A 19,665-nucleotide genomic window follows, 5' to 3' on the forward strand; every position below is an offset into this window, starting at 1 on the left:
CCGATTGGATGCCTTTTTTCTTATTTTGGAAGAAGGTAAAACGGTTACGACTGAAGTTGATGAATACTCTCTTCGATCGTCAGTTTCACTTCTGGATAAAGCAGAGTGAATAGTAATCGTGCAAATTGCTGCGTTTTCTTCGTGTCACAGTTACCATCGTTATCGAGGTATTTTTGCTGTTTGAGCGTATTGAACATAGCGGTAAACACACCTTTATCGAAGAATTCTGGCGCATTAATACCGTGTAAGCGTCCTAAACGTTGAGCAATATCTTGGCTCTTCTGTTCTAGGTCCGATTTACCGAGCTCTGGGTAAGCAACAAGCAAGTTCATCGCGATAGAGTAGCGCTGCAGTGTTTCCGTGATTGTACGACCTAGCAGAACCAAAGGCTGGTTGTTCGACTGATTGATCTCCAGCTTATCACCATCGAGGCTAATCATTTTCTGATCGGCAAACTCATGCAGTGTTTTAACGACCAATTCATCCAACTCGTCTTCTTGATAGCTTAAGAACAACTCTTTCTTCAAGAATGGGTAGATTTGCGCGACATTCGCTTGAATCTTTTCTACCGAAAGGTTGCGCTGACGAATGATCATCTGAGCAATTAATGATGGCAGAGCAAACAAGTGGATGATGTTGTTGCGGTAGTAGGTCATCAGGATCGATTGGCTACGGTCCAGCGAAATGATGTCACCCATGCTATCGGTTTCAATCACGAACTTATCAAGTGAAATCGCATGATCGACCAACTCCTCAGCACTTTCGGTAGGGATAGTGGAGGTGCTTGAGTACGGGTTGTTTTTGAGTAGCTTTAAGTAACACTCAATCTGGTTGATCAGCGAGTCACGAGAAAGTGCACGTTGACGAGAAGCAAGCAGTGCGGTTGCACACAAGGTCAACGCGTTTGCTGCCGCCGCATCGTTGATGTGCGTCATCATCTTATTAGCAAGGTCATTGACCACAGGATTCATCCATTGTGGTTTGTTACCACCCATGCTGTCGATGTCTTTCGTCCACTCAGGAGCATGCTCGTTCAAGTATTGGTTGAGCTGAATTGGCTCACCGAAGTTCACATAGCCCAAACCAAAGTTACGCAGTTTACGCAGAGTACGCAGTACAAGCCCTGCGTTTTCTTTCTCTTTGCGTTTGCCACGCAGCTCTTTCGCGTAAGTGCCTACTTCCATTACGTGCTCGTAACCGATGTAGACCGGCACTAGCGTTACTGGGCGGTTTAGACCACGTAGCATTGCTTGGATGGTCATAGCCAGCATACCCGTTTTCGCTTGCAGTAAGCGACCTGTACGTGAACGACCACCCTCACTGAAGTACTCGACTGAATAGCCTTTGGCAAACAGCTCGGCTAGATACTCACGGAAAATGGTTGAGTACAGTTTGTTACCTTTAAAGCTACGACGAATAAAGAACGCCCCACCGCGACGGAAAAGAGGACCGGCCGGGAAGAAGTTCAGGTTAATGCCTGCCGCAATGTGCGGAGGCACCATGCCTTCATGGTATAGAACGTAAGACAACAGTAGGTAGTCCATGTGACTACGGTGACACGGAACGTACACAATTTCGTGGCCGTCTTGCGCTAAACGACGCACAGTCGAGGCGTTATTGATGTGCAACCCTTGGTATAGCTTTGTCCATAGCCAACTCAGGATGCGGTCGCCGTTTTTCACTAGACCGTAGGAGAAGTCGGCGGCGATTTCATCCATGATGTCGTGGGCTTCTTTACGTGCCTTATCAATCGAGATATTTTTGCTCTTGGCTTCGTCAGCGATCGCCAGTTCAATAGCTGGGGATTTTAATAAACGAGCAAACAACACTTGGCGTTGTGGCAGGTTTGGGCCTGAAGCAGCCAGTTTCTGGCGTGAGAAGTGGATACGCGCCACGCGAGCCAATTTGTGCGCAATTGCGCTGTCGGTACCGTGAGAGTTTGCCATATAACGCAGAGATACCACGGGACTAAAGCGAACTAAGCAGTCGCGTCCTGCCGCCATTACCGCTTTGGCTTTTTGCGGACCATTCATCGGTTGAAGGTAAGGCTTTTGGTTCTCTTCTTTACCTGGCTTACGACCCCAAAGCACGGTTGCAGGGATCATTTGAACATCCAACTCACTGTCCAGTTTATGTAGTTCCAGTAAGTCAGTGAACAGAGAGACAGAGTCGGTTGGGACATCATTATCGTTGTTCATCACAGTTGGACGCGCAGCGATAAAGACGAAACGGTTCAGCGTTTTGCCATTGATTTCCAGCGGACTGAGCGGGTCAGGCAGACCAAGGCTCATGGCTTGTTTTTGCAGTGTCAGCAAATCCACGTTCGAGCGGAACGGTAGGGCATATACAATCGGCTTAGCGAGGTCGATATTCAGATCTTCAATCGGGTTCGACGGGATTGTGGTGCCCTTTACCAGTACCGATAAAGGTAGTTTTAGTAATGAACGTGAAAATGATTGTCCAGAAGACATAAAGTTCACAGCCTCAATAGGTATTCAAACAGGCCTAACCTTATTTCAGTGTCCGCTTTGCATGTCTTCTATAGAAAAAGAAATGAGTACGGCAAAAGAAATAAGCCTAGGCGATAAAATTTAAGCGCAGCAAGGATACCAGAAACTGGTCAAACCTTTTAATTTTATTGGCTGTAAATTAGTCGAACTCCTAAGTTGTTGCTTTACTTTGATTAACTGAAAAGGCGGTGTTTTAAACGCATGAATAATGAACTTGGGCAGCAAACGAAGTGCACTCCACAAATAAATTAAAAAACAACCAATTGGGTTTTCATTTGAGCATTTACTGGATATACTCACAGTTAACTGTATAAAAAGACAGGTGAGACATGAAGCCGTTAACGCCACGCCAACAACAAGTCTTCGATTTGATCAAAAGTAAAATCGATGACACCGGAATGCCACCAACTCGTGCAGAGATTGCGCGTGAGCTTGGCTTCCGCTCTGCGAATGCCGCAGAGGAACACCTAAAAGCGCTTGCTCGTAAGCAAGCAATTGAAATTATCCCAGGTGCATCGCGTGGGATTCGTATCCTACTTGATGACTCTGCAGCTAATGACGAACAGGGCTTGCCTTTGATTGGTCAAGTTGCTGCAGGTGAGCCCATATTGGCTCAGGAACACGTAGAAGCGCACTACCAAGTCGACCCTGCGATGTTCAAGCCGCAAGCGGATTTCTTACTTCGTGTAAATGGCGAAAGTATGAAAGACATCGGGATTATGGATGGCGATTTGCTCGCTGTGCATAAAACCCAAGACGTGAGAGACGGTCAAGTTGTCGTTGCGCGCGTTGATGATGATGTGACAGTAAAGCGTTTAGAGCGCAAAGGCTCAATCATCTTACTGCATGCTGAGAATGAAGAGTTTGCCCCAATTCAAGTGGACTTAACATCTCAGCACCTTACGATTGAAGGCTTAGCCGTTGGTATTATTCGTAATACCGATTGGATGTAAGTGTGTTTAAGCAGCCCAGTTCATCTGGGCTGTTTTGTCTTTTCTCTTCTTTTCTCTTTTTCTACTTCCTCCAAAAGCTTGCTTATCATCTTGACCTTGTTTGTTTTGAGCAATTTATAAGCTTGATAATGTAATTGATATTCATTATCATCCTTATTAATGTCTATGTTTTCTCTCTGGCGCAGGAAATGCCCATGTCTCAGTCTAAACATCAAGTTCCTAACCATCTATTAAAGCCACTGTTATTGCGTAGCCGTGAAAGCATGGTCGACAATGGCTTGGTGTACGATCCGATAGCTGCTAAAGCGTGTTTGAGTTGTAAGATGGCGCCGGATTGTTTGAGTGGTGATATTGCGCAGAAGCAATTGCTGCACGTGACGCTGACTCAGCTTTGTGACCAGCAGGTTAGTCACTTCTTACAGCAGTATCCCGATGCTTGGATAATCAATGTTGGAGCTGGGCTGGATACCCGCTTTTATCGTTTGGATAATGGGCGCTGCCATTGGATAGAGCTGGACGTGACGGAAAATTTGGTATGGCGTCAGCGCTTGTTCCACAAAAATGAACGTTATGAACATCGCTGTGGCAGTGTGGATGAAATGTCGTGGCTAGAGACGTTAGCCATTCCAGAGCAAGCACCAGTACTCATTTTATGTGAAATGGCACTGCTCGATTGCACAGAGCGCCAAGTCGCGAAATTTATTCAAACCTTGGGTCGACATTTTGTCTCTGCTGAACTGTGTATGGTGTTGGCAGGAGATTTAACGGAAACCAAATGGGGACAAAAGCTTGGCTCTGATCGTTATGCTCATGGCTTTGAAGCGCCTGCAGAACAGATATTGCAATGGTTACCATGGGCACAGTGGGTGAAAGCTTTCTCGCCATTCGATAGATTCTGTTCTCGTTGGAAAGCTTGGCAGCGTTGGCTTAATAAGATTCCAATGTTGAAGCATCGCCTCACGCCAGTCCTCGTTCATATCAAGTGGTAATTGGCTAGTCGTTAAGCGCTCAGGTACACTCGTCGATCTTACTGATGAGGTGCCTGTGACAAATTCAATCTTCTCTCCTTTATCTAATCCAAAAGTTCATCGCCAGGTATTAGCTTTAGCGATACCTATGGTGCTGTCGAATATTACTGTTCCATTGCTCGGTTTGGTCGATGCTGCGGTGATTGGTCATCTAGACCATGCTTGGTATTTGGGCGGTGTTGCGTTGGGCAGTACCATGATCAGTGTGACATTTTGGCTGCTTGGTTTTTTGCGTATGTCGACTACTGGGTTGGCGGCGCAGTCCTATGGCGGTGACGACCGAAAGCAACTTGCCTTGGTGTTTATGCAAGGCTCACTCATGGCGCTGCTCTTTGCGTTAGTCTTTCTTATTGCCCATAACCCGATTGCTGATTTGATCTTTGGTTGGAGTGACGCCAGTGCTGAAGTGAAGCACTACGGCATGCAATATTTCTCTATTCGAGTGTGGAGTGCCCCCGCTGCGCTAATGAACTTTGTGTTGTTGGGGTGGTTGCTCGGAACGCAAAATTCCAAAGCACCAATGTGGATGGTGATCATCACCAACGTGACTAATATTGCCCTCGATTTGTTGTTTGTGATTGGTTTGGGGTGGAAAGTAGAAGGCGCTGCGCTGGCATCGGTGATTGCTGACTACTCAGGTATGGGTTTTGGTCTCATGTGTGTCTGGAAAACTTGGCGAGAGAGGCAATTACCATCACCTCAAAAGTTGCTAGCCAGCACTCAACACGGTTTAGGGCGCTTCGTGAAATTGAATCGCGATATTTTCTTGCGCTCTTTGTGTCTGCAAGCGGCTTTTAGCTTTATGACGTTCCAAGGCGCAAGCTTTGGTGATGAGGTTGTCGCTGCAAATGCGGTTCTGATGAGCTTCCTGATGATTATCTCGTATGGCATGGATGGCTTTGCTTATGCAATGGAGGCCATGGTCGGGAAGGCGATTGGCGCAAAAGATAGGCAACAATTGAGTGCATCGCTTGTCGGCACTTTCTTTTGGAGTTTGATTATTTGCTTAGGACTGACCGCGCTCTTTGGTTTGGCGGGATCGGAGTTGATCGCCATGATCACTTCAATTGAGGCGGTACAACAGCAAGCAGCGGTGTATCTACCTTGGCTGGTGGTGATGCCACTTGCGTCGATGTGGTGCTTTCTATTGGATGGCATTTTTGTCGGTGCAACCAAAGGCAAAGACATGCGCAATAGTATGTTTGTCGCGACCAGCAGTTTCTTCGTCGTCTTTTACTTATTCGCCGAGTGGGAAAATCACGCGCTGTGGTTTGCAATGACGAGCTTTATGTTGATGCGGGGGGTTGGTTTAGGGGTTATCTTTCTCTACCAATGGCACAAGGATACCTTCCTCGCACAATGTTGATATAAAAACAGCAGGTCCAAGCCTGCTGTTTTTCTGTCTGCTATCAAGAAGCATAGATTAGAACAAGCGGTTCAAACCATTCAACGCAGCGACACGATACGCTTCGGCCATTGTTGGATAGTTGAAGGTGGTATTGACGAAATACTCGATGGTATTCGCTGAGCCTTTTTGCTCCATAATGGCTTGACCGATGTGGATAATTTCCGCGGCACGTTCGCCAAAACAGTGAATCCCTAAAATTTCTTTGGTTTCACGATGGAACAATATCTTCAAGCTGCCGATGTCTTTCCCTGCGATCTGTGCACGAGCTAGATGCTTGAACGAAGAGCGTCCTACTTCATACGGTACTTTCGCAGCTGTTAGCTCTTGCTCGGTTTTACCCACAGAGCTAATCTCTGGGATGGTGTAGATACCCGTTGGAATATCATCAATCAGATAGTTTTCTGCCTGACCTTTCGTAATGGCTTGTGCGACAAATCGCCCTTGGTCATAAGCGGCGCTTGCAAGGCTAGGGTAACCGATGACATCGCCTACAGCGTAAATGTGTTCGATATCGGTTTGGTAATTACGGTTTACTTTTAGTTGTCCGCGAGAGTCCGCTTCCAGACCCACAGCACCCAAATTCAACTTATCGGTGTTACCTGTTCGACCATTCGCATACAACAAGCAGTCTGCCTTCATCTTCTTGCCAGATTGTAGGTGAATAATCACGCCATCTTCTGTGCCTTCGATTTTTTCATAGGTCTCATCATTACGAATTACCACACCGCTGTTCCAGAAGTGGTAAGACAGCGCATCTGACACTTCGTTATCTAAAAACTCCAACAAGCGGTCGCGGGTATTGATAAGGTCGGTTTTCACTCCAAGACCGCGGAAGATAGAAGCGTATTCACAACCGATAACGCCTGCACCGTAAATGATGATATGGCGAGGGTCGTGTTTCAGGCTCAAAATGGAATCACTGTCGTAGATGCGCTCATGCAAGAAATCAACGTCGTTAGGCTGATACGGACGAGAACCCGTCGCGATGACAAACTTATCCGCAGAATAGATTTCTTCTGTGCCGTCGCTTTGCATCACTGCAATTGAGTAGTTATCGATAAATCGCGCGGTTCCGAACAAAAGTGTGCATGAGTTACGGTCATAAAAGCCCTGACGAAGTCGAGTTTGCTTATCAATGACCGATTTAGCATGACCTAAAATGTCAGAAAATGTTGCATGAACGCTGGTGTTGTTTCGACAAAATAGCGGGTTGCTATTAAATTCGATGATGCGGCTAACGGCATGACGCAGAGCTTTTGATGGAATAGTTCCCCAGTGAGTACAACCGCCGCCGACACTGCTTTCTTTCTCGACAATGGCAACATTCAGTCCCGCTTTGGTTAATCCCATTGCAGCCCCTTCTCCGCCAGGGCCACTACCGATTACGATCACGTCATAGTGATTAACATGCGCCATGATGCCTTCCTTGTTATATTTGCTTAACATTGCTTTAGCGCGATTTTAACTCATTTACTCTATTGGTACACGTCATGCCTGTTAGAGAGTGGAAGTGATCACGCAGAATCGACCAAAAGGATGATTTGGTATGTTGTATGTCTATAAATTGCATCGAGAACATTGCAATTAGATGCATGCCAATAGTAACGTTCTCGGCGCTCAGAGCGAGCGAAGCAACATATCTTTCTCCGTAGGAGCAAATTGCGTTATATTGAGGCTCTTGTACCCTACAGAAAAAGAGCAAGTTAAGAATGAAATCGATGGGAATCCGCGCACAGCAAAAAGAGAAGACACGTCGATCATTGATCGATGCGGCATTTAGTCAATTAAGTGCGGATCGCAGCTTTTCCAGCCTTAGCTTGCGAGAAGTCGCCCGAGAGGCAGGGATTGCACCGACTTCTTTTTACCGTCACTTCAAAGATATGGATGAGCTAGGCTTAACCATGGTTGATGAAGGCGGTTTGCTACTACGTCAACTGATGCGTCAGGCGCGTCAACGTATTGTGAAAGAAGGTAGCGTAATTCGTACCTCGGTCGAAACCTTTATGGAATTCATTGAAAGTAGTCCGAACGTTTTTCGTTTATTGTTGCGTGAGCGCTCCGGCACTTCTGCTGAATTTCGTACCGCTGTTGCTCGAGAAATCCAGCATTTTGCGGCAGAATTAACCGAGTATTTAATGAGCACCGGCGTGACCAGAGAAGAGGCGTATACTCAAGCAGAAGCGTCTGTGACTTTGGTTTTCAGTTCGGGGGCTGAAGCTTTAGATTTAGATCGACGTGAGCGCGATGAACTCGCCGAGCGATTGATCATGCAATTGCGAATGATAGCCAAAGGGGCCTATTGGTATCGCAAAGAACGTGAACGTAACCGATTAAAAGGCGGGATAGAATAATGTCGAATGGAAATAAATCTGAAAAGAAAACGCTGATTTTGGCACTGGTTGCAGGTATGTGTGGTGATGCTTTGTTGTCATGGTTGACCATGAGTGAAGTGTCTTTTTCAATCTTCCCATTGATTGCACTCGTACTGGCTGTACAAGCTCTTTACCAAGAGTACCTAAATAATCCGGTATCAGAAGATATCCCATTAGTTGGCTTGGCGTGTTTCTTCGTAGGTGCGTTTGGTCACTCTGCGTTTATTAAAGCGCAATACCCAGAAGCAGGCTCAAACTTCTTTGCGATCATGGTTTCAATGATCTTACTCGCATGGATTGGTAAGAAGCTAGGGTTTGTCAGCAAGAAGACTTCTGCGGAATAAGCAAAACGAATCAAATACAAAAAAAGCGAGCCATTGAGCTCGCTTTTTTGTATTTGACGCGGTGGGTTACGCTTTGCGTTCCAATAGCACGCCCGCTTCCATATGGTGGGTAAATCGAACCTTTAATCCGTTAAAGTCTATAGAGTTATATTTTTTGAGCTTAAAGTTATGATTTTTATTGATTTTTGTAATCGTATTGTCCGGTAAAGTCCAAAGCCGTACAATAGAAACTCGACGTTTGCCGTACCCCACGCCGTACCCAGAGCCGTACCCAGAAATGTAGAGGTTTTCCAACGATGACGAAACGAATCAGTACCAATGCAACGTTGCAAGCATTGAAGCCACAGGATAAGGAATACTCGATCCCCGATAAGAAGGTCGAAGGATTGAACATTCGAGTTCGTCCAACAGGCACAATGACTTGGATCTTTCGTTTTCAAGTAGGGAAGAAACACGAAAAAATCTCTATGGGTCGATACATTAAGATCAAACCAGAGCGCGGGATGACATTGGATCAGGCGCGAAAGGAAGCGGGTCGTTATCGTAGTTGGTTGGAGAATGGTAAGAACCCAAAGGTTGAGTTGGATATCGAGAAACGAGCGCAAGATGAGGCGAAGACCTTTGACGATGCGTTTATTAGCTTCGATGAAAAACGTCTTTCAAAACAGCTTCGTGGTGACCAGTCGAGGACCATTTACTATCGAGATATCAAGCCGATTCTCGGTAGCATCAAATTGGCTGATTTGAGCATATATGACCTCAACCGGGTCTTTGATGCGAAGGTCGATAAAGACGGTAAGCGTATGGCGGGGGCTATCGGGGTTTGTCATAAAATCATCAATCAAGTGATTAACCATGCCCTAGCACTAAATATGCTTGATACTCATCCTGCACCACAGCTGAAAGCAAAAGATGTTGGCGGCGGCTCTAAAGTAACAAAACGTAATTTAAGCTTTTCAGAGTTAAAGATTCTGTTAACGAGTATGCCGTCATGGCGCACAGATCCCTCTAACATTCGTTTAATGCAGTTCTTACTTGGTTGTGGACAGCGAATTAGTGCTGTACTAGAAATGCGTTGGAGTGAGTTAGATTTTGAAGAGGGAACTTGGCTGTTACCAGCCAGCTCAGAAGAACGACACACTAAAAGCCAAGATGCACGTAAAGTGCCTCTAAGTGACTACTTGCTTGCACTTCTACAAGACCAGCGTGACAGTGTGCCAAGTAAGTGGAAGTTGGTATGGCCCCAGCTAATGGTCGATAAAGTGCAAGAACCTGCGGCAGTACGGGCATTGATCAAACGTAATCTACCTATCGATTTTGAGCGCTTTTCACCTCACGACTTGCGCCGTACCTTTATCAGTCGTTGTAGTGAAATGGGGTTAGATATCGTAGCGATTGAAAAGACAGTCGGCCACCAGCTCCCAGGTATGCTCAGAGTTTATAACCATCATGATTATATCGATGAGCAATTAAAGGTTCTGGAGGCATGGGGTAACAAGTTGCAATCGCTAATGGAAGCGAACGTCCACCCGTTACCTTCAGCTAAGATGGCCTAGTCTTTGCTCTAAGGTAGGGTAATGAACAAAGTAAGGGGAAGAGCTTGTGCGAAGTGCGTATCATCTGGTTAAGATTTAGCTGATGCGCGCCGAGCCTTTTCTCGAAACTGCTTTTGCTTCCATGCCTTCATCATTTTGTGCATGACATCTGTATGGCTGAGCCATTCTTTGTATTCTGTCTTCTTTTTCTCATCTCTTTCAATTGGGTTTCTGAGTTGGCCTTTGTGAAAGGTAAATAAGGTATCCAAGTTCGCGATGTTGATGTTGTAAGTTTGAGAGGTTGTTAGAGGCGGTGGTAGGTGTGGTAACCACTCTAGTTGAGAGGAAATATAGTTAGAGGTCCAAGTATTTTGTTGCTTGTTCTTTGGGTCGATCCAGGAGTAATCAGGACGAAGATCTGATGCAATATACAACCACTTTTCTTTGAGAGTAAGCATGAGTTCTTCTTTGGAACGAGCGGTGACATTCCATTGATCAAAGAAATCTTTAATGAGCGGTAAAGCCTCTGAGCGATGCATAGGTAGTGGATTTAACTTTAAACTTTTGTAATAGTTTGATCTCTTTGAATCAATATAATAAAGACAGTCATCCAGTCTACGTGCGTACCTCAGCCCTGACTCTCTTCCATCGATCTTTAAGGTTCTAGGTGTTGCTAATCTCAGCATTGACCAAACGAAATAGACAATCCTATCGTCTTTTTTATCTATCCAGTCGAACGATTTTTCAGGTATTAAGCTGTCCAACGCTGCTGTATTTAACCTGTTTACCAAGCCTTTAACATCTAGATCTTCACGCATAAAAACCATCGATATTTTACGTTGTAGCTCTCTCTTGTCCTGACAATCTAACCCCATAATCTTGTCGAAATTTTTAGCAAGATAGCCCCAGTAAAACTTTAAGTACCTTTCATCATTAGCCCTGAAAAGGCCAATTTTAGTAAGTGCTTGTTCGCTTGTTATCATTCCTATTCTTCTCTACTAAGTAGTTTTAATGATTATTTTCCGTAGTTTACTTACATTTTAATTGTATCCATAGCTAGTAAAAAATCGTAGTTAAAAAGTTCCAGAAATAAAATCGATTTGTAAATTTTCTACTGATTTTGGTGCGCTTATACTGCTATTTCTTAAGATAATGGTCAATTTTATATAGTTTTGTTGTCAATGAATGAATGCCATTTTGTTCTTGAAAAAGGTATTCATTTGATTTGAGCTGATCTGTACAAACTTGTGACGGTGTGATGATGGTAGTGCAAGCTGCTTATGAATGAAGGCTCTTAACTCAAAGGTACATGAGTATGTTGTTTTAGAAGCAGTAAGACAGTATTGGAAAGAATGATTGAACTATGTAGCTTGTCGTTGGGAGAAAGGGTGCGATAAATTGTGCTTGTGTTGTACTCATTCCTGAGGATGCAAGGTTTATTATCGTGCTCAATGGGTTGTCATTTAACTTGTAAGTGACTTGGATTCGAGAACGGTGGTCTTGTATCGATGTTTTACAGTTTATCACCCTATCTTTGATGGTTACCTGGCGTTTGTTGCCCCTGTTGGGTTGGAACTGTGTATGTGGCGATTCTTGTTTTGTCTGTCTGGTTAGTATTATTAGGTATCTGTTGTAACGTCATCCGACTCTACGCACTCAACTTGCACAACTAAAAATAACGGCATCGACCTATCTATGAACCTAAACACAGGAGTAGATAGAAATGAAGGTACGTTCTAGAAAAAACAAAAACCTGAGACTAACCAATAAAAAAACCTTTAGAGGTCATCCCATTCAAACGACTCATGGTGCACTCTGTATTCCGTATCTAGATAGAATTTATGACACTATCGAGCAGGCCCTGGATGCTTACCCGCGTACAATGGCGTTACGAGTTGATCTTCGATTCCCCAAACTTAGAAATGGACAAGAGAAACGCGGAGCAATCACCGATTTTATCCGCTCGCTGCAATCTCAGATTGAATATGATGGTCGAAGAAAAGAAAGACATGGACAACGAGTCCATCCTTGTACCGTGAGGTATGTGTGGGTAAGAGAGTGTTGCTCTTCACTGAATGACCATTACCACTTGTTGCTGCTTTTCAACAAAGATCGTTTTAACTGGTTAGGGAAGGCGAGAAACCAACGAGAGAACTTACTTTCTATGATCATAGATGCTTGGGCGAAAGTGGCAGGGGTGGAGTATGATGAAGCCAATGGTTTGGTTTACGTATCCAAAGATCGCTCAGGGGTTCCAGTAGTTCATCGTCTAGATTCCAACTCAAAGTACTTCAATCAACAGTTTGATGATCTATTTGAGCATGGAAGCTATCTTGCAAAAGAAAAAACCAAGCACTTCGGCAACCACCAACGAAACTTTGGCACAAGCCGGAAGTGACGTTACAGTCAGCTCCTGTGGGATTAACGATATAACCACAGGAACTGGCATGTTAGATTATCATTTCCTTGGTTACAGCCAGGGCTCACCTTAAAAAAATACATCGCGAGAAATGCCTATGTCATTCACACACGAAAAGGTATTACTCATGTCAAATAGAACCCACCTCCCAAGCATTACCCTTGATAGAACTTTTGAAGAATACCCGCTGTATTACAGCGACAAAGGACTGTACGAGTCAGCACTGACTTCGATGGTCGATGTCTTTGAACAGGCACTCAGTCAGCTTGAAGTCGCTCTCGCTACACGTTTTGATTTGTATCTGCCTAAAGATCATCAAGATGCGAAGTTTTGCATCCTGAATGATTACTTTGAGATCCTGAAAGAGAAGTTGAACGCCGATTCGTTGCATTACGTGTGGCGTAAGCGAGAGGGTAACCGTTCGCACCATTATCAAGTGATGTTGTTTACTGATTATAAGCAGCAATTTGGTGAGGCCATTTACATGGAGAAGCGCAATGAAATTTTGGGACATCTGAAAACAGCTTGGGGAGAAGCTATTAAAAAGCACTACCAAGGTAATGAGCGCTCAATGGTCCAACTGAATGATCGAGGGAACTATAGCTTGGGTACACGCTGTAAGAGCACTGACACTAACATAAAGAACAGTGTCTTTAAACGTATGAGCAACCTTGCTGAAGCATGGAAAGAAGAGCGTTACTTCTTTGGCTCTAGTGCAGATTAGACCGACTGCATTTTTTTACAGTGGTGGCTTATCACATGGGTATATACAAAGCAGGAGACGATTCCCAGTGAAAATGAGATTTCTACGACTTAAAGACGTGATGTCACTAACAGGGCTAGGCCGTTCAACTATCTATAAGTTCATGGCAGATGAAACCGATTTTCCGCAGAGTGTACCACTCGGTGGACGAGCGGTGGCTTGGGTAGAAAGTGAAATCGAAGAATGGATGGAGCAACGTCTAGCACTGCGAGACAACCAAGCATCCTTCAGTAACGCAAGCATCAGATAAACCATCAACGGGGCGCTGGCTAAGCAAAGTCATGCGCCCTTTTTCAATTAGCGAGAGATAATAAATGAGTTATTCAATTTACGTAGACGGCGCTGCACCAAACAACCAACACGGATGTACACGAGGTGGCATTGGGCTGGTGGTTATGGATGAAGACAATGAGATTGTTCATGAAGAGAGTTTTACCATCAATCGAAAAACCGACAATGCTGAGCTGGAACTACTGGCCTTAATTGAAGCATTGGAATACGCAGAAGATGGCGATGTTATCTATTCGGACAGTGATTACTGTGTGAAAGGTTTCAACATCTGGATGGACGATTGGAAGAAGAAAGGCTGGCGAAAAGCCGATAAGAATCCAATTAAGAATCGACGGCTGTGGCAGACAGTTGATGCTCTTCGTGCAGACAAGTATGTCGAAGTCATTAAGGTCAAGGCACATTCTGGAGTGAGAGGGAATGAGATAGCGGATTCGTTAGCAGTTGATGCTGCTAGAAGCGATATCTATTGATGTAACAGTGTGGCTTGTAGGATTGCACCCACAAGCCTCTATTGCCTGTTATTTGCGTTTTTATAGATAACATATGTCTGAAGGTGAATACGATGCGAGATCGGAAGCAGGTACAGCTCCAACCGAGCTAATAGAACTCTTTTACCCCATAGTGAGTTTCTATTACTAAGAGAGGCCGAAATAGATCTAGGGATTGGCCGAACTGTCACTGAAAGCTGACCAGAAGAACTGAGAATCTTCGGAATTGAGCAATTTCGAAGAAACCATTTGCCTGTTTTTGAAACGATCTAAGCTTCCCAAAGGAGAGCTTAGGTAAATGCAACATGTAGTGATGGGATGCTGGTACGAGTTCAAATGTTTAATATGAGTTTTAGGTCATAGTTCATAAACTAAATTGATGAAATGATGAGCGTAGTGAATGCGTTATTATATTCGTTAAAAAGGGAACTTCATGAGCGATCACAAGGAAACCAACGAGACCGCTGTAGAAATAGTAATTGGTCTAGTATCCCCTGTGGGAGTAAACCTAGAAGATTTTCAAAGAACATTAGAGTCCATACTTCATCAGTACGGATACACAGCGAATACTGTACATCTTAGCCAAGTGGCATCATCTATACTTTCTGACTCAAGAGCAGATTCTTCCCTGTGCCATTCTGAGTTTGACCGAATAACAACAGGGATGGAGATCGGCAATAAACTTAGACATCAAGCTGATAGAGGTGATGCCTTAGCTATTGCAGCAATTGATTCCATATATAGTAAGAGAAATAACAATGCCCCTTTAGATGGCATTGCGCATATCATTCGTTCCTTAAAACATCCTGATGAGGTTGAGACACTCAGAGAGGTGTATGGAAAGGGGTTCTATTTAGTTGGTGTAACGTCTTCTTACTCTAGCCGGAGAGAGTTTCTTGGAACGGTAAAAGGGTTGAGTGACGAGCAAGTAGAAATACTTATTAAACGTGATGATGCTGAGCGAGACAAACTAGGTCAAAAAACTCGCGATGTTTTCCAGCAGGCTGATGCTTTTATTTCAATGGACTCTGATACTAAAGAGTCTGATATACGACGAATTACAGATCTGATTTTTGGCTGTCCGCATATACACCCCACGAAAGACGAATTTGCGATGTTTATGGCCAATGCTTCGGCTTTGAGATCTGCGGATTTATCACGGCAGGTTGGTGCAGTCATTCTTAACAGTGAGGGTGACCTAATAGCCACTGGTGCCAACGATGTCCCCAAAGCGGGTGGTGGTCTTTATTGGCCTGATGAAAGGGATGAAAGAGACTATGCATGGGGATATGACTCTAATGAAAAAATAAAGTACGAGCTAATTCTTGAAATAGTAAAAAGCATCAGACCTCATATCGAAGGTATTACGATTCCTGTAGCAGAACTGACAGATCAACAAAGAGAGTCACTGATATCCCATGGTAAGCAGCTACTAAGAGACACTGGATTGCTGGATATTACGGAGTACGGCCGCGCTGTACACGCAGAAATGGAAGCAATGCTGTCTTGCGCAAGAAATGGAAGTCCGACTTTGGGGTGCACTTTGTATACTACTACATACCCTTGTCACAATTGTGCAAAGCATATTGTTGCCTCTGGCGTAAAAGAAGTCGTCTACATTGAACCTTATCCCAAAAGTTTTGCTCGAATACTTCACAAAGATTCTATATTTATAGAAGGAGAGACAGAAGAGGGTGAAAAAAAAGTAATATTTAGTGCATTCGTTGGTGTGGGTCCAAGAAGGTTTATGGACTTGTTTTCAATGAAATTAGGTAGCGGCAGGAAGCTGCGAAGAAAAGTTGATGGTAAGGTAATTGACTGGAAAAGAAGTAACGCTTCCGTTAGAGTACCGATGCTTCCGATGTCATACATCGATAAAGAAGCAGCATTACTAGCAAGTTTGAAGAGTTAAATTTTGATGGAGCACTTATGACAACTAAGACTCAAAATTCTCATAATCTTAATTGGTTATCAACGACAAGAGCCAATGAAAACGTAAAAGATTGGCCTGAATGGAAGCAAAAGTACAAGCTTGCAACACCGCGTAAATACCAAGCAAAACCTCTAAAGGCAATGGTTTCAACTTTAACTGTAAAAACATCAGACATTTTCTAGTTTATAGTTAGCGTAATGTTCATATTGTTAGCTAAGCAATAAACGATAAACCTCTCAGGTATTATCATCTGGTACTAGTTAAGTTATTTATTTCCAAAATGTTTTAGTCGAGAAACAGTGGTTTTTTTGAACTGGTAGTTGACGTACAGACACAAAAAAATGGGGAGCGTAATTGCTCCCCATTGTCATTTTTTACCGTCGCTGGTGGTAGGTATTACTTTTCTTTGATTGCGTCACAGCCTTCAGGAACGGTGATGGTCGACGCCTCCTTACCTGCCTCTTGCGCCGCTTTCACATCCATTTTGTATTGAGTGCACTTACCCACACTGACATTGACGGCTCCCGAATCTGCGGATGGGTTACCACCCAGTGTTCCACCAGCAAAGGCGGAAGAGGTCGAGAAAACTAACGCTGTCGCGATGAGTAGAGTTGACTTGTTCATAGTTGATCCTTACGAGTTGATTTAGTGTGTTACTGAGGGATAGAGAGTTAGAAGGTGTACACAAAGGTGCCAACGCTGGAGGTGACTTCGATCTCTTTCACGCTGTCCACAGTGCAGTTGTTGCTGTATCCGGTATAGGTTTCACCGAACTTCAATTGAACGTTTCTAGATAGTTCAGAGGTCGTGCCTGCGGGTAGGCGGCAGTTGCCTCGATTGATGACCACGCCGGTTATTACCGTGCTGTCGGTGATAGCTTGAATATCAAAGACCAGTGTTCCCCAGTGAGGGTTGCTGGATATCGATACTTCAACATCGGCGGTAACGGTTTGCGCTGCATCTTGCTCGCTGCAAGCCGTAATACTGAATAGCAATAGGGCCATCATGATGGTTCGAATTAGAGTGTTCATGGGTATCTCTCCGTATTGGTGAGTTAAATTTGGGATGCACGGATTTCAGCATGTTCACGCATAAACTGCTCAAGATTGAAATCAGTGGGATAGGTAAAAGAAAACGTCGACACACTGGCCTCATCAATTAGAGGTAGGGCTAGGGTGCGTATCGTAGGTTGACCGGATAATCGAAAAAGCAGCAAGAGCGCGTCACACTGAACCGAGAGTCCCAGTGGTTCAATGAACGCTTTCTCTTGCTGCAAAACTTGACTCGATATCTTGAGCATACGGTTGTTGAGTAATGCCGTGTGTACCGCATGTAACACTTGCCGCTGCTCATTACTCCATTCAGAAACGTTGGGCAATGCCACATGGACTTTGGCCAACCATGCTTGCTCTTTTGAATATGCTGAACCCTTGTAGGGCAAGGGTTTGTCTCTCTCCGAGGGGCGACCTTGCCCATAATTCAGCTCATCGGGAACCAGCGGTAGTAAGTACTTGTTGGTCAGTTGCCAATGGAGCATTTCCTGTTTGTTGAGCTTCAGTAATTGCTCTGAAGTTTTCCGATAAACATGGGGCATGCTCATCGAATCACACTCTACGTTAAACACCTCCACAATGATGTCATCGAGGTAGCGTTTAATGCTGCGCGTGGTGCGGTGGATATCGAGTAGGGCTAACTGCTGCTGCAACTCCCTAACGGTGATCCATCGATGTTGAGGAATAAGCATCAGCGTGTGCAGCAAAGCGGATAACCCTTCAATGCTGGTTTTATTGCTCATGACTACGCTCTCAATACATCAAAGCTCCACACCGGAGTCGGACATTTAATGTCGGGAGAATAGAGGTGGGTCAGACACATAATGTCCAACGGTGAAAACAGCATCAATCGGCATCACCAAAGCGTGAGCCGATTAACATTAACGAGGTTTATGCTTATCACTGAGCTCTGCAATGGCTGCCAATAAACCAATCAACAGCACCACCAGAAACCCTAAAGTGGATAGGGCCCCGATGGCACCAAAGAAAGGAGAGAGGGTAAACAGAGTAATAAGAGCGGTGACAAGCTTAATAGTGTTAAGGAGAAGAGAAGTCATGAGCTATTGCGGGGTGACGGTTATCTCGTTGTAGGAGTCCATATCGACGTAGGCCAGAAAGTTACTCTCCCATAACCGATACAACTCTTTGGCATCACGGCTACCCTGCATGGGTAGCCAGCCACGATAGGCCACAAAGAACTGACCAACCCGAAAATCAAAGTCCAAGTTGCGCTCTAGCTCTGGGTAGTAGTTGCCCATGTAAGCAAAGTCAGTGATGTACTCAATGCTCCATTCTCCTGTTGAGGTATGGCAAATCGCCATCTCTACCGGATGAAAGCCGCCTTCTTCCGCGCTGTAACTTTTATCACGAAAGTTAAACACCAGATAACGGCTGGTGGTTAGTGCTTCATTAATCAGTAAATGGGTGGTCAACTGCTCACTTAGCAGCTTATACAGTTTCTTTGACACAGGTAGTGTGGAGGCAATGAAGGTTAATTGGGACATAGTGAGTCCTCCTTGTTTCAGGATTCAAATTAGAAAAGAGAGAGTGGATTTAGTTGAACGTACCGACCATTGTCAGTTGCATGTCATCAAAAACGTTTCTGGATAGATGGCGAGCAAAGGCTTTCATCCATACTGAGAGCAGCTCTTGTACTTCTGGGTGGGATAAATCCGTGCTCCCCACATCGGGCTGATAGCACCAGCGATTAGCCAGGTGAAAGTAAAGCTCAGGTTCAACAGTTGTACTGCTGTCATCGGGGTAAGAGAAGCTCGCAAAGAACACTACCAGCCAAGGGCTAGCATCTGACTCGCGTTTAAGCTGCACCTCTATCGGATGCAAACCTTGTCGATGTCGGTAGTAGCTCATTTGGCGGCAGTTCAAGACGAGTCGCTCTGCGTTCTCTGTAATAGCGTATCGATTAAGAAGTGTTTCCAGTGAAGCATGTAACGTATCATCAATAGAAAGCTCGCCATAATGTTGTTCAATCATAACCACCCCCTTTCAGCAAATGAGGTACAGGTATCGCCTGTCACGATATGGTCTAATACACGCACATCCACCAGCGCTAAAGCGTCCTTGAGTCTTTCGGTTATGCGTCTATCGGCTTGAGACGGCGTTGAGTCTCCTGATGGGTGGTTGTGGGCAAATATCACCGCTGCGGCATTCACATCTAACACCGCTTTCACCACTTCACGTGGGTAGACGCTGGCCGTGTCCACCGTTCCATGAAACAGCTCTTTAAATTCAATTAGTCGGTTTTGATTATCCAGCAGCAATAAGGCAAACACTTCACGCTCATAGTTGCCCAGCTTACAGCGAACGTACTCTTTGGTGGCTTCAGGTTTAGTTAGGGCATCACCGCGCACGTAGCGCGTAGCCAGTATCTCAGCGGCATGCTCTAGGATTTCATTTTCCTGATAGCGTTGCTGCTTTTGGTAATCGGAAGTTTTGGGATTCATTTCAGGCTCCAGTCGGAATCAATGGTAGGTATTCACATTGATGACATATGCCTGAAAATTTTTTGATTTTTGAACGAGGGCTTTTAGATGGGCTTGCTTAGCACATT

The 19,665-nt window shown here is 44.7% G+C and carries 22 protein-coding genes; 12 read left to right on the forward strand and 10 right to left on the reverse strand.

Annotated elements, in window-relative coordinates:
- Positions 1 to 44: 44 nt before the first annotated feature.
- Positions 45 to 2,471, reverse strand: coding sequence for a glycerol-3-phosphate 1-O-acyltransferase PlsB (gene plsB, locus MSG33_RS21635; RefSeq protein ID WP_167426145.1), 2,427 nt, complete (start codon positions 2,469 to 2,471; stop codon positions 45 to 47).
- 368 nt (positions 2,472 to 2,839) lie between these two features.
- Between plsB and lexA the strand changes: the two genes are divergently transcribed.
- From lexA to dinF, 3 genes are all read left to right on the forward strand, one after another.
- A complete protein-coding gene (gene lexA / locus MSG33_RS21640) occupies positions 2,840 to 3,463 on the forward strand; it encodes a transcriptional repressor LexA (protein ID WP_248382078.1) in 624 nt (207 codons plus the stop codon).
- Positions 3,464 to 3,657: 194 nt separating this feature from the next.
- A complete protein-coding gene (locus MSG33_RS21645; RefSeq protein ID WP_005393777.1) occupies positions 3,658 to 4,452 on the forward strand; it encodes a class I SAM-dependent methyltransferase in 795 nt (264 codons plus the stop codon).
- A gap of 55 nt (positions 4,453 to 4,507) precedes the next feature.
- Entirely contained in the window at positions 4,508 to 5,857 is a 1,350-nt protein-coding gene (gene dinF, locus MSG33_RS21650; RefSeq protein WP_248382080.1) for an MATE family efflux transporter DinF, read from the forward strand.
- A gap of 57 nt (positions 5,858 to 5,914) precedes the next feature.
- Here dinF and sthA read toward each other — a convergent pair whose 3' ends face one another.
- Entirely contained in the window at positions 5,915 to 7,345 is a 1,431-nt protein-coding gene (sthA, locus tag MSG33_RS21655; RefSeq protein WP_005389689.1) for a Si-specific NAD(P)(+) transhydrogenase, read from the reverse strand.
- Positions 7,346 to 7,608: 263 nt separating this feature from the next.
- On the opposite strand from sthA, the gene fabR reads away from it, so the two are divergent.
- The 3 genes from fabR to MSG33_RS21670 all read left to right on the forward strand — a co-directional run bounded on the left by fabR (position 7,609) and on the right by MSG33_RS21670 (position 10,171).
- On the forward strand, positions 7,609 to 8,250 hold the full coding sequence (gene fabR, locus MSG33_RS21660; protein WP_005378632.1) for an HTH-type transcriptional repressor FabR: 642 nt from the start codon (positions 7,609 to 7,611) through the stop codon (positions 8,248 to 8,250).
- Complete coding sequence (locus MSG33_RS21665) at positions 8,250 to 8,615, forward strand: YijD family membrane protein (RefSeq protein WP_005378634.1); 366 nt, start codon at positions 8,250 to 8,252, stop codon at positions 8,613 to 8,615. The genes fabR and MSG33_RS21665 overlap by 1 nt, the downstream gene beginning before the upstream one ends.
- Before the next feature lie 296 nt (positions 8,616 to 8,911).
- On the forward strand, positions 8,912 to 10,171 hold the full coding sequence (locus tag MSG33_RS21670; RefSeq protein ID WP_248382082.1) for a site-specific integrase: 1,260 nt from the start codon (positions 8,912 to 8,914) through the stop codon (positions 10,169 to 10,171).
- A gap of 68 nt (positions 10,172 to 10,239) precedes the next feature.
- On the opposite strand, the gene MSG33_RS21675 is transcribed toward MSG33_RS21670, so the two are convergent.
- A complete protein-coding gene (locus MSG33_RS21675; protein WP_029857137.1) occupies positions 10,240 to 11,133 on the reverse strand; it encodes a hypothetical protein in 894 nt (297 codons plus the stop codon).
- Positions 11,134 to 11,873: 740 nt separating this feature from the next.
- Between MSG33_RS21675 and MSG33_RS21680 the strand changes: the two genes are divergently transcribed.
- From MSG33_RS21680 to MSG33_RS21705, 6 genes are all read left to right on the forward strand, one after another.
- Complete coding sequence (locus MSG33_RS21680; RefSeq protein ID WP_043036012.1) at positions 11,874 to 12,548, forward strand: inovirus Gp2 family protein; 675 nt, start codon at positions 11,874 to 11,876, stop codon at positions 12,546 to 12,548.
- Between the two features lie 148 nt (positions 12,549 to 12,696).
- Positions 12,697 to 13,293: an inovirus-type Gp2 protein gene (locus tag MSG33_RS21685; protein WP_248382084.1), complete on the forward strand. Its 597-nt coding sequence runs from the start codon at positions 12,697 to 12,699 to the stop codon at positions 13,291 to 13,293.
- 73 nt (positions 13,294 to 13,366) lie between these two features.
- Complete coding sequence (locus MSG33_RS21690; protein WP_248382099.1) at positions 13,367 to 13,582, forward strand: AlpA family transcriptional regulator; 216 nt, start codon at positions 13,367 to 13,369, stop codon at positions 13,580 to 13,582.
- A gap of 64 nt (positions 13,583 to 13,646) precedes the next feature.
- The gene (locus MSG33_RS21695; protein ID WP_178982854.1) at positions 13,647 to 14,093 is read left to right on the forward strand and encodes an RNase H family protein; all 447 of its coding nucleotides are present in this window, start codon (positions 13,647 to 13,649) and stop codon (positions 14,091 to 14,093) included.
- Between the two features lie 451 nt (positions 14,094 to 14,544).
- Positions 14,545 to 16,023, forward strand: coding sequence for an anti-phage dCTP deaminase (locus tag MSG33_RS21700; protein ID WP_154180726.1), 1,479 nt, complete (start codon positions 14,545 to 14,547; stop codon positions 16,021 to 16,023).
- Between the two features lie 17 nt (positions 16,024 to 16,040).
- Positions 16,041 to 16,226, forward strand: coding sequence for a hypothetical protein (locus tag MSG33_RS21705; RefSeq protein ID WP_154180728.1), 186 nt, complete (start codon positions 16,041 to 16,043; stop codon positions 16,224 to 16,226).
- Positions 16,227 to 16,440: 214 nt separating this feature from the next.
- Here the strand turns inward: MSG33_RS21705 and MSG33_RS21710 are convergent, their stop codons facing one another.
- From MSG33_RS21710 to radC, 7 genes are all read right to left on the reverse strand, one after another.
- Positions 16,441 to 16,668: a hypothetical protein gene (locus tag MSG33_RS21710; protein ID WP_248382086.1), complete on the reverse strand. Its 228-nt coding sequence runs from the start codon at positions 16,666 to 16,668 to the stop codon at positions 16,441 to 16,443.
- Positions 16,669 to 16,715: 47 nt separating this feature from the next.
- The gene (locus MSG33_RS21715; RefSeq protein WP_054575488.1) at positions 16,716 to 17,075 is read right to left on the reverse strand and encodes a hypothetical protein; all 360 of its coding nucleotides are present in this window, start codon (positions 17,073 to 17,075) and stop codon (positions 16,716 to 16,718) included.
- Positions 17,076 to 17,098: 23 nt separating this feature from the next.
- Entirely contained in the window at positions 17,099 to 17,839 is a 741-nt protein-coding gene (locus MSG33_RS21720) for a hypothetical protein (RefSeq protein ID WP_054575487.1), read from the reverse strand.
- 138 nt (positions 17,840 to 17,977) lie between these two features.
- Positions 17,978 to 18,154, reverse strand: coding sequence for a hypothetical protein (locus MSG33_RS21725; protein WP_155486780.1), 177 nt, complete (start codon positions 18,152 to 18,154; stop codon positions 17,978 to 17,980).
- Positions 18,155 to 18,157: 3 nt separating this feature from the next.
- Complete coding sequence (locus tag MSG33_RS21730; protein ID WP_054575486.1) at positions 18,158 to 18,601, reverse strand: DUF2787 domain-containing protein; 444 nt, start codon at positions 18,599 to 18,601, stop codon at positions 18,158 to 18,160.
- A gap of 49 nt (positions 18,602 to 18,650) precedes the next feature.
- On the reverse strand, positions 18,651 to 19,088 hold the full coding sequence (locus MSG33_RS21735) for a DUF2787 domain-containing protein (RefSeq protein WP_054575485.1): 438 nt from the start codon (positions 19,086 to 19,088) through the stop codon (positions 18,651 to 18,653).
- Positions 19,085 to 19,558 carry a DNA repair protein RadC gene (gene radC / locus MSG33_RS21740; RefSeq protein WP_054575484.1) on the reverse strand — a complete coding sequence of 158 codons (474 nt, stop codon included), beginning with the start codon at positions 19,556 to 19,558 and terminating at the stop codon, positions 19,085 to 19,087. The genes MSG33_RS21735 and radC overlap by 4 nt, the downstream gene beginning before the upstream one ends.
- Positions 19,559 to 19,665: the final 107 nt, after the last annotated feature.

This window comes from Vibrio sp. 1CM7H, from assembly GCF_023161645.1.
GTDB lineage: Bacteria > Pseudomonadota > Gammaproteobacteria > Enterobacterales > Vibrionaceae > Vibrio > Vibrio diabolicus.

Bases quoted from the DNA above. Each gene is read 5' to 3' on its own strand.
- MSG33_RS21720 (WP_054575487.1), bottom strand. From the start codon at position 17,839: ATGAGCAATAAAACCAGCATTGAAGGGTTATCCGCTTTGCTGCACACG.
- MSG33_RS21690 (WP_248382099.1), top strand. From the start codon at position 13,367: ATGAGATTTCTACGACTTAAAGACGTGATGTCACTAACAGGGCTAGGC.
- MSG33_RS21715 (WP_054575488.1), bottom strand. From the start codon at position 17,075: ATGAACACTCTAATTCGAACCATCATGATGGCCCTATTGCTATTCAGT.
- MSG33_RS21695 (WP_178982854.1), top strand. From the start codon at position 13,647: ATGAGTTATTCAATTTACGTAGACGGCGCTGCACCAAACAACCAACAC.
- plsB (WP_167426145.1), bottom strand. From the start codon at position 2,471: ATGTCTTCTGGACAATCATTTTCACGTTCATTACTAAAACTACCTTTA.
- MSG33_RS21725 (WP_155486780.1), bottom strand. From the start codon at position 18,154: ATGACTTCTCTTCTCCTTAACACTATTAAGCTTGTCACCGCTCTTATT.
- MSG33_RS21680 (WP_043036012.1), top strand. From the start codon at position 11,874: ATGAAGGTACGTTCTAGAAAAAACAAAAACCTGAGACTAACCAATAAA.
- MSG33_RS21670 (WP_248382082.1), top strand. From the start codon at position 8,912: ATGACGAAACGAATCAGTACCAATGCAACGTTGCAAGCATTGAAGCCA.
- MSG33_RS21685 (WP_248382084.1), top strand. From the start codon at position 12,697: ATGTCAAATAGAACCCACCTCCCAAGCATTACCCTTGATAGAACTTTT.
- MSG33_RS21645 (WP_005393777.1), top strand. From the start codon at position 3,658: ATGTCTCAGTCTAAACATCAAGTTCCTAACCATCTATTAAAGCCACTG.
- lexA (WP_248382078.1), top strand. From the start codon at position 2,840: ATGAAGCCGTTAACGCCACGCCAACAACAAGTCTTCGATTTGATCAAA.
- MSG33_RS21710 (WP_248382086.1), bottom strand. From the start codon at position 16,668: ATGAACAAGTCAACTCTACTCATCGCGACAGCGTTAGTTTTCTCGACC.
- MSG33_RS21705 (WP_154180728.1), top strand. From the start codon at position 16,041: ATGACAACTAAGACTCAAAATTCTCATAATCTTAATTGGTTATCAACG.
- fabR (WP_005378632.1), top strand. From the start codon at position 7,609: ATGAAATCGATGGGAATCCGCGCACAGCAAAAAGAGAAGACACGTCGA.
- radC (WP_054575484.1), bottom strand. From the start codon at position 19,558: ATGAATCCCAAAACTTCCGATTACCAAAAGCAGCAACGCTATCAGGAA.
- MSG33_RS21730 (WP_054575486.1), bottom strand. From the start codon at position 18,601: ATGTCCCAATTAACCTTCATTGCCTCCACACTACCTGTGTCAAAGAAA.
- MSG33_RS21700 (WP_154180726.1), top strand. From the start codon at position 14,545: ATGAGCGATCACAAGGAAACCAACGAGACCGCTGTAGAAATAGTAATT.
- MSG33_RS21735 (WP_054575485.1), bottom strand. From the start codon at position 19,088: ATGATTGAACAACATTATGGCGAGCTTTCTATTGATGATACGTTACAT.
- sthA (WP_005389689.1), bottom strand. From the start codon at position 7,345: ATGTTAAGCAAATATAACAAGGAAGGCATCATGGCGCATGTTAATCAC.
- MSG33_RS21665 (WP_005378634.1), top strand. From the start codon at position 8,250: ATGTCGAATGGAAATAAATCTGAAAAGAAAACGCTGATTTTGGCACTG.
- MSG33_RS21675 (WP_029857137.1), bottom strand. From the start codon at position 11,133: ATGATAACAAGCGAACAAGCACTTACTAAAATTGGCCTTTTCAGGGCT.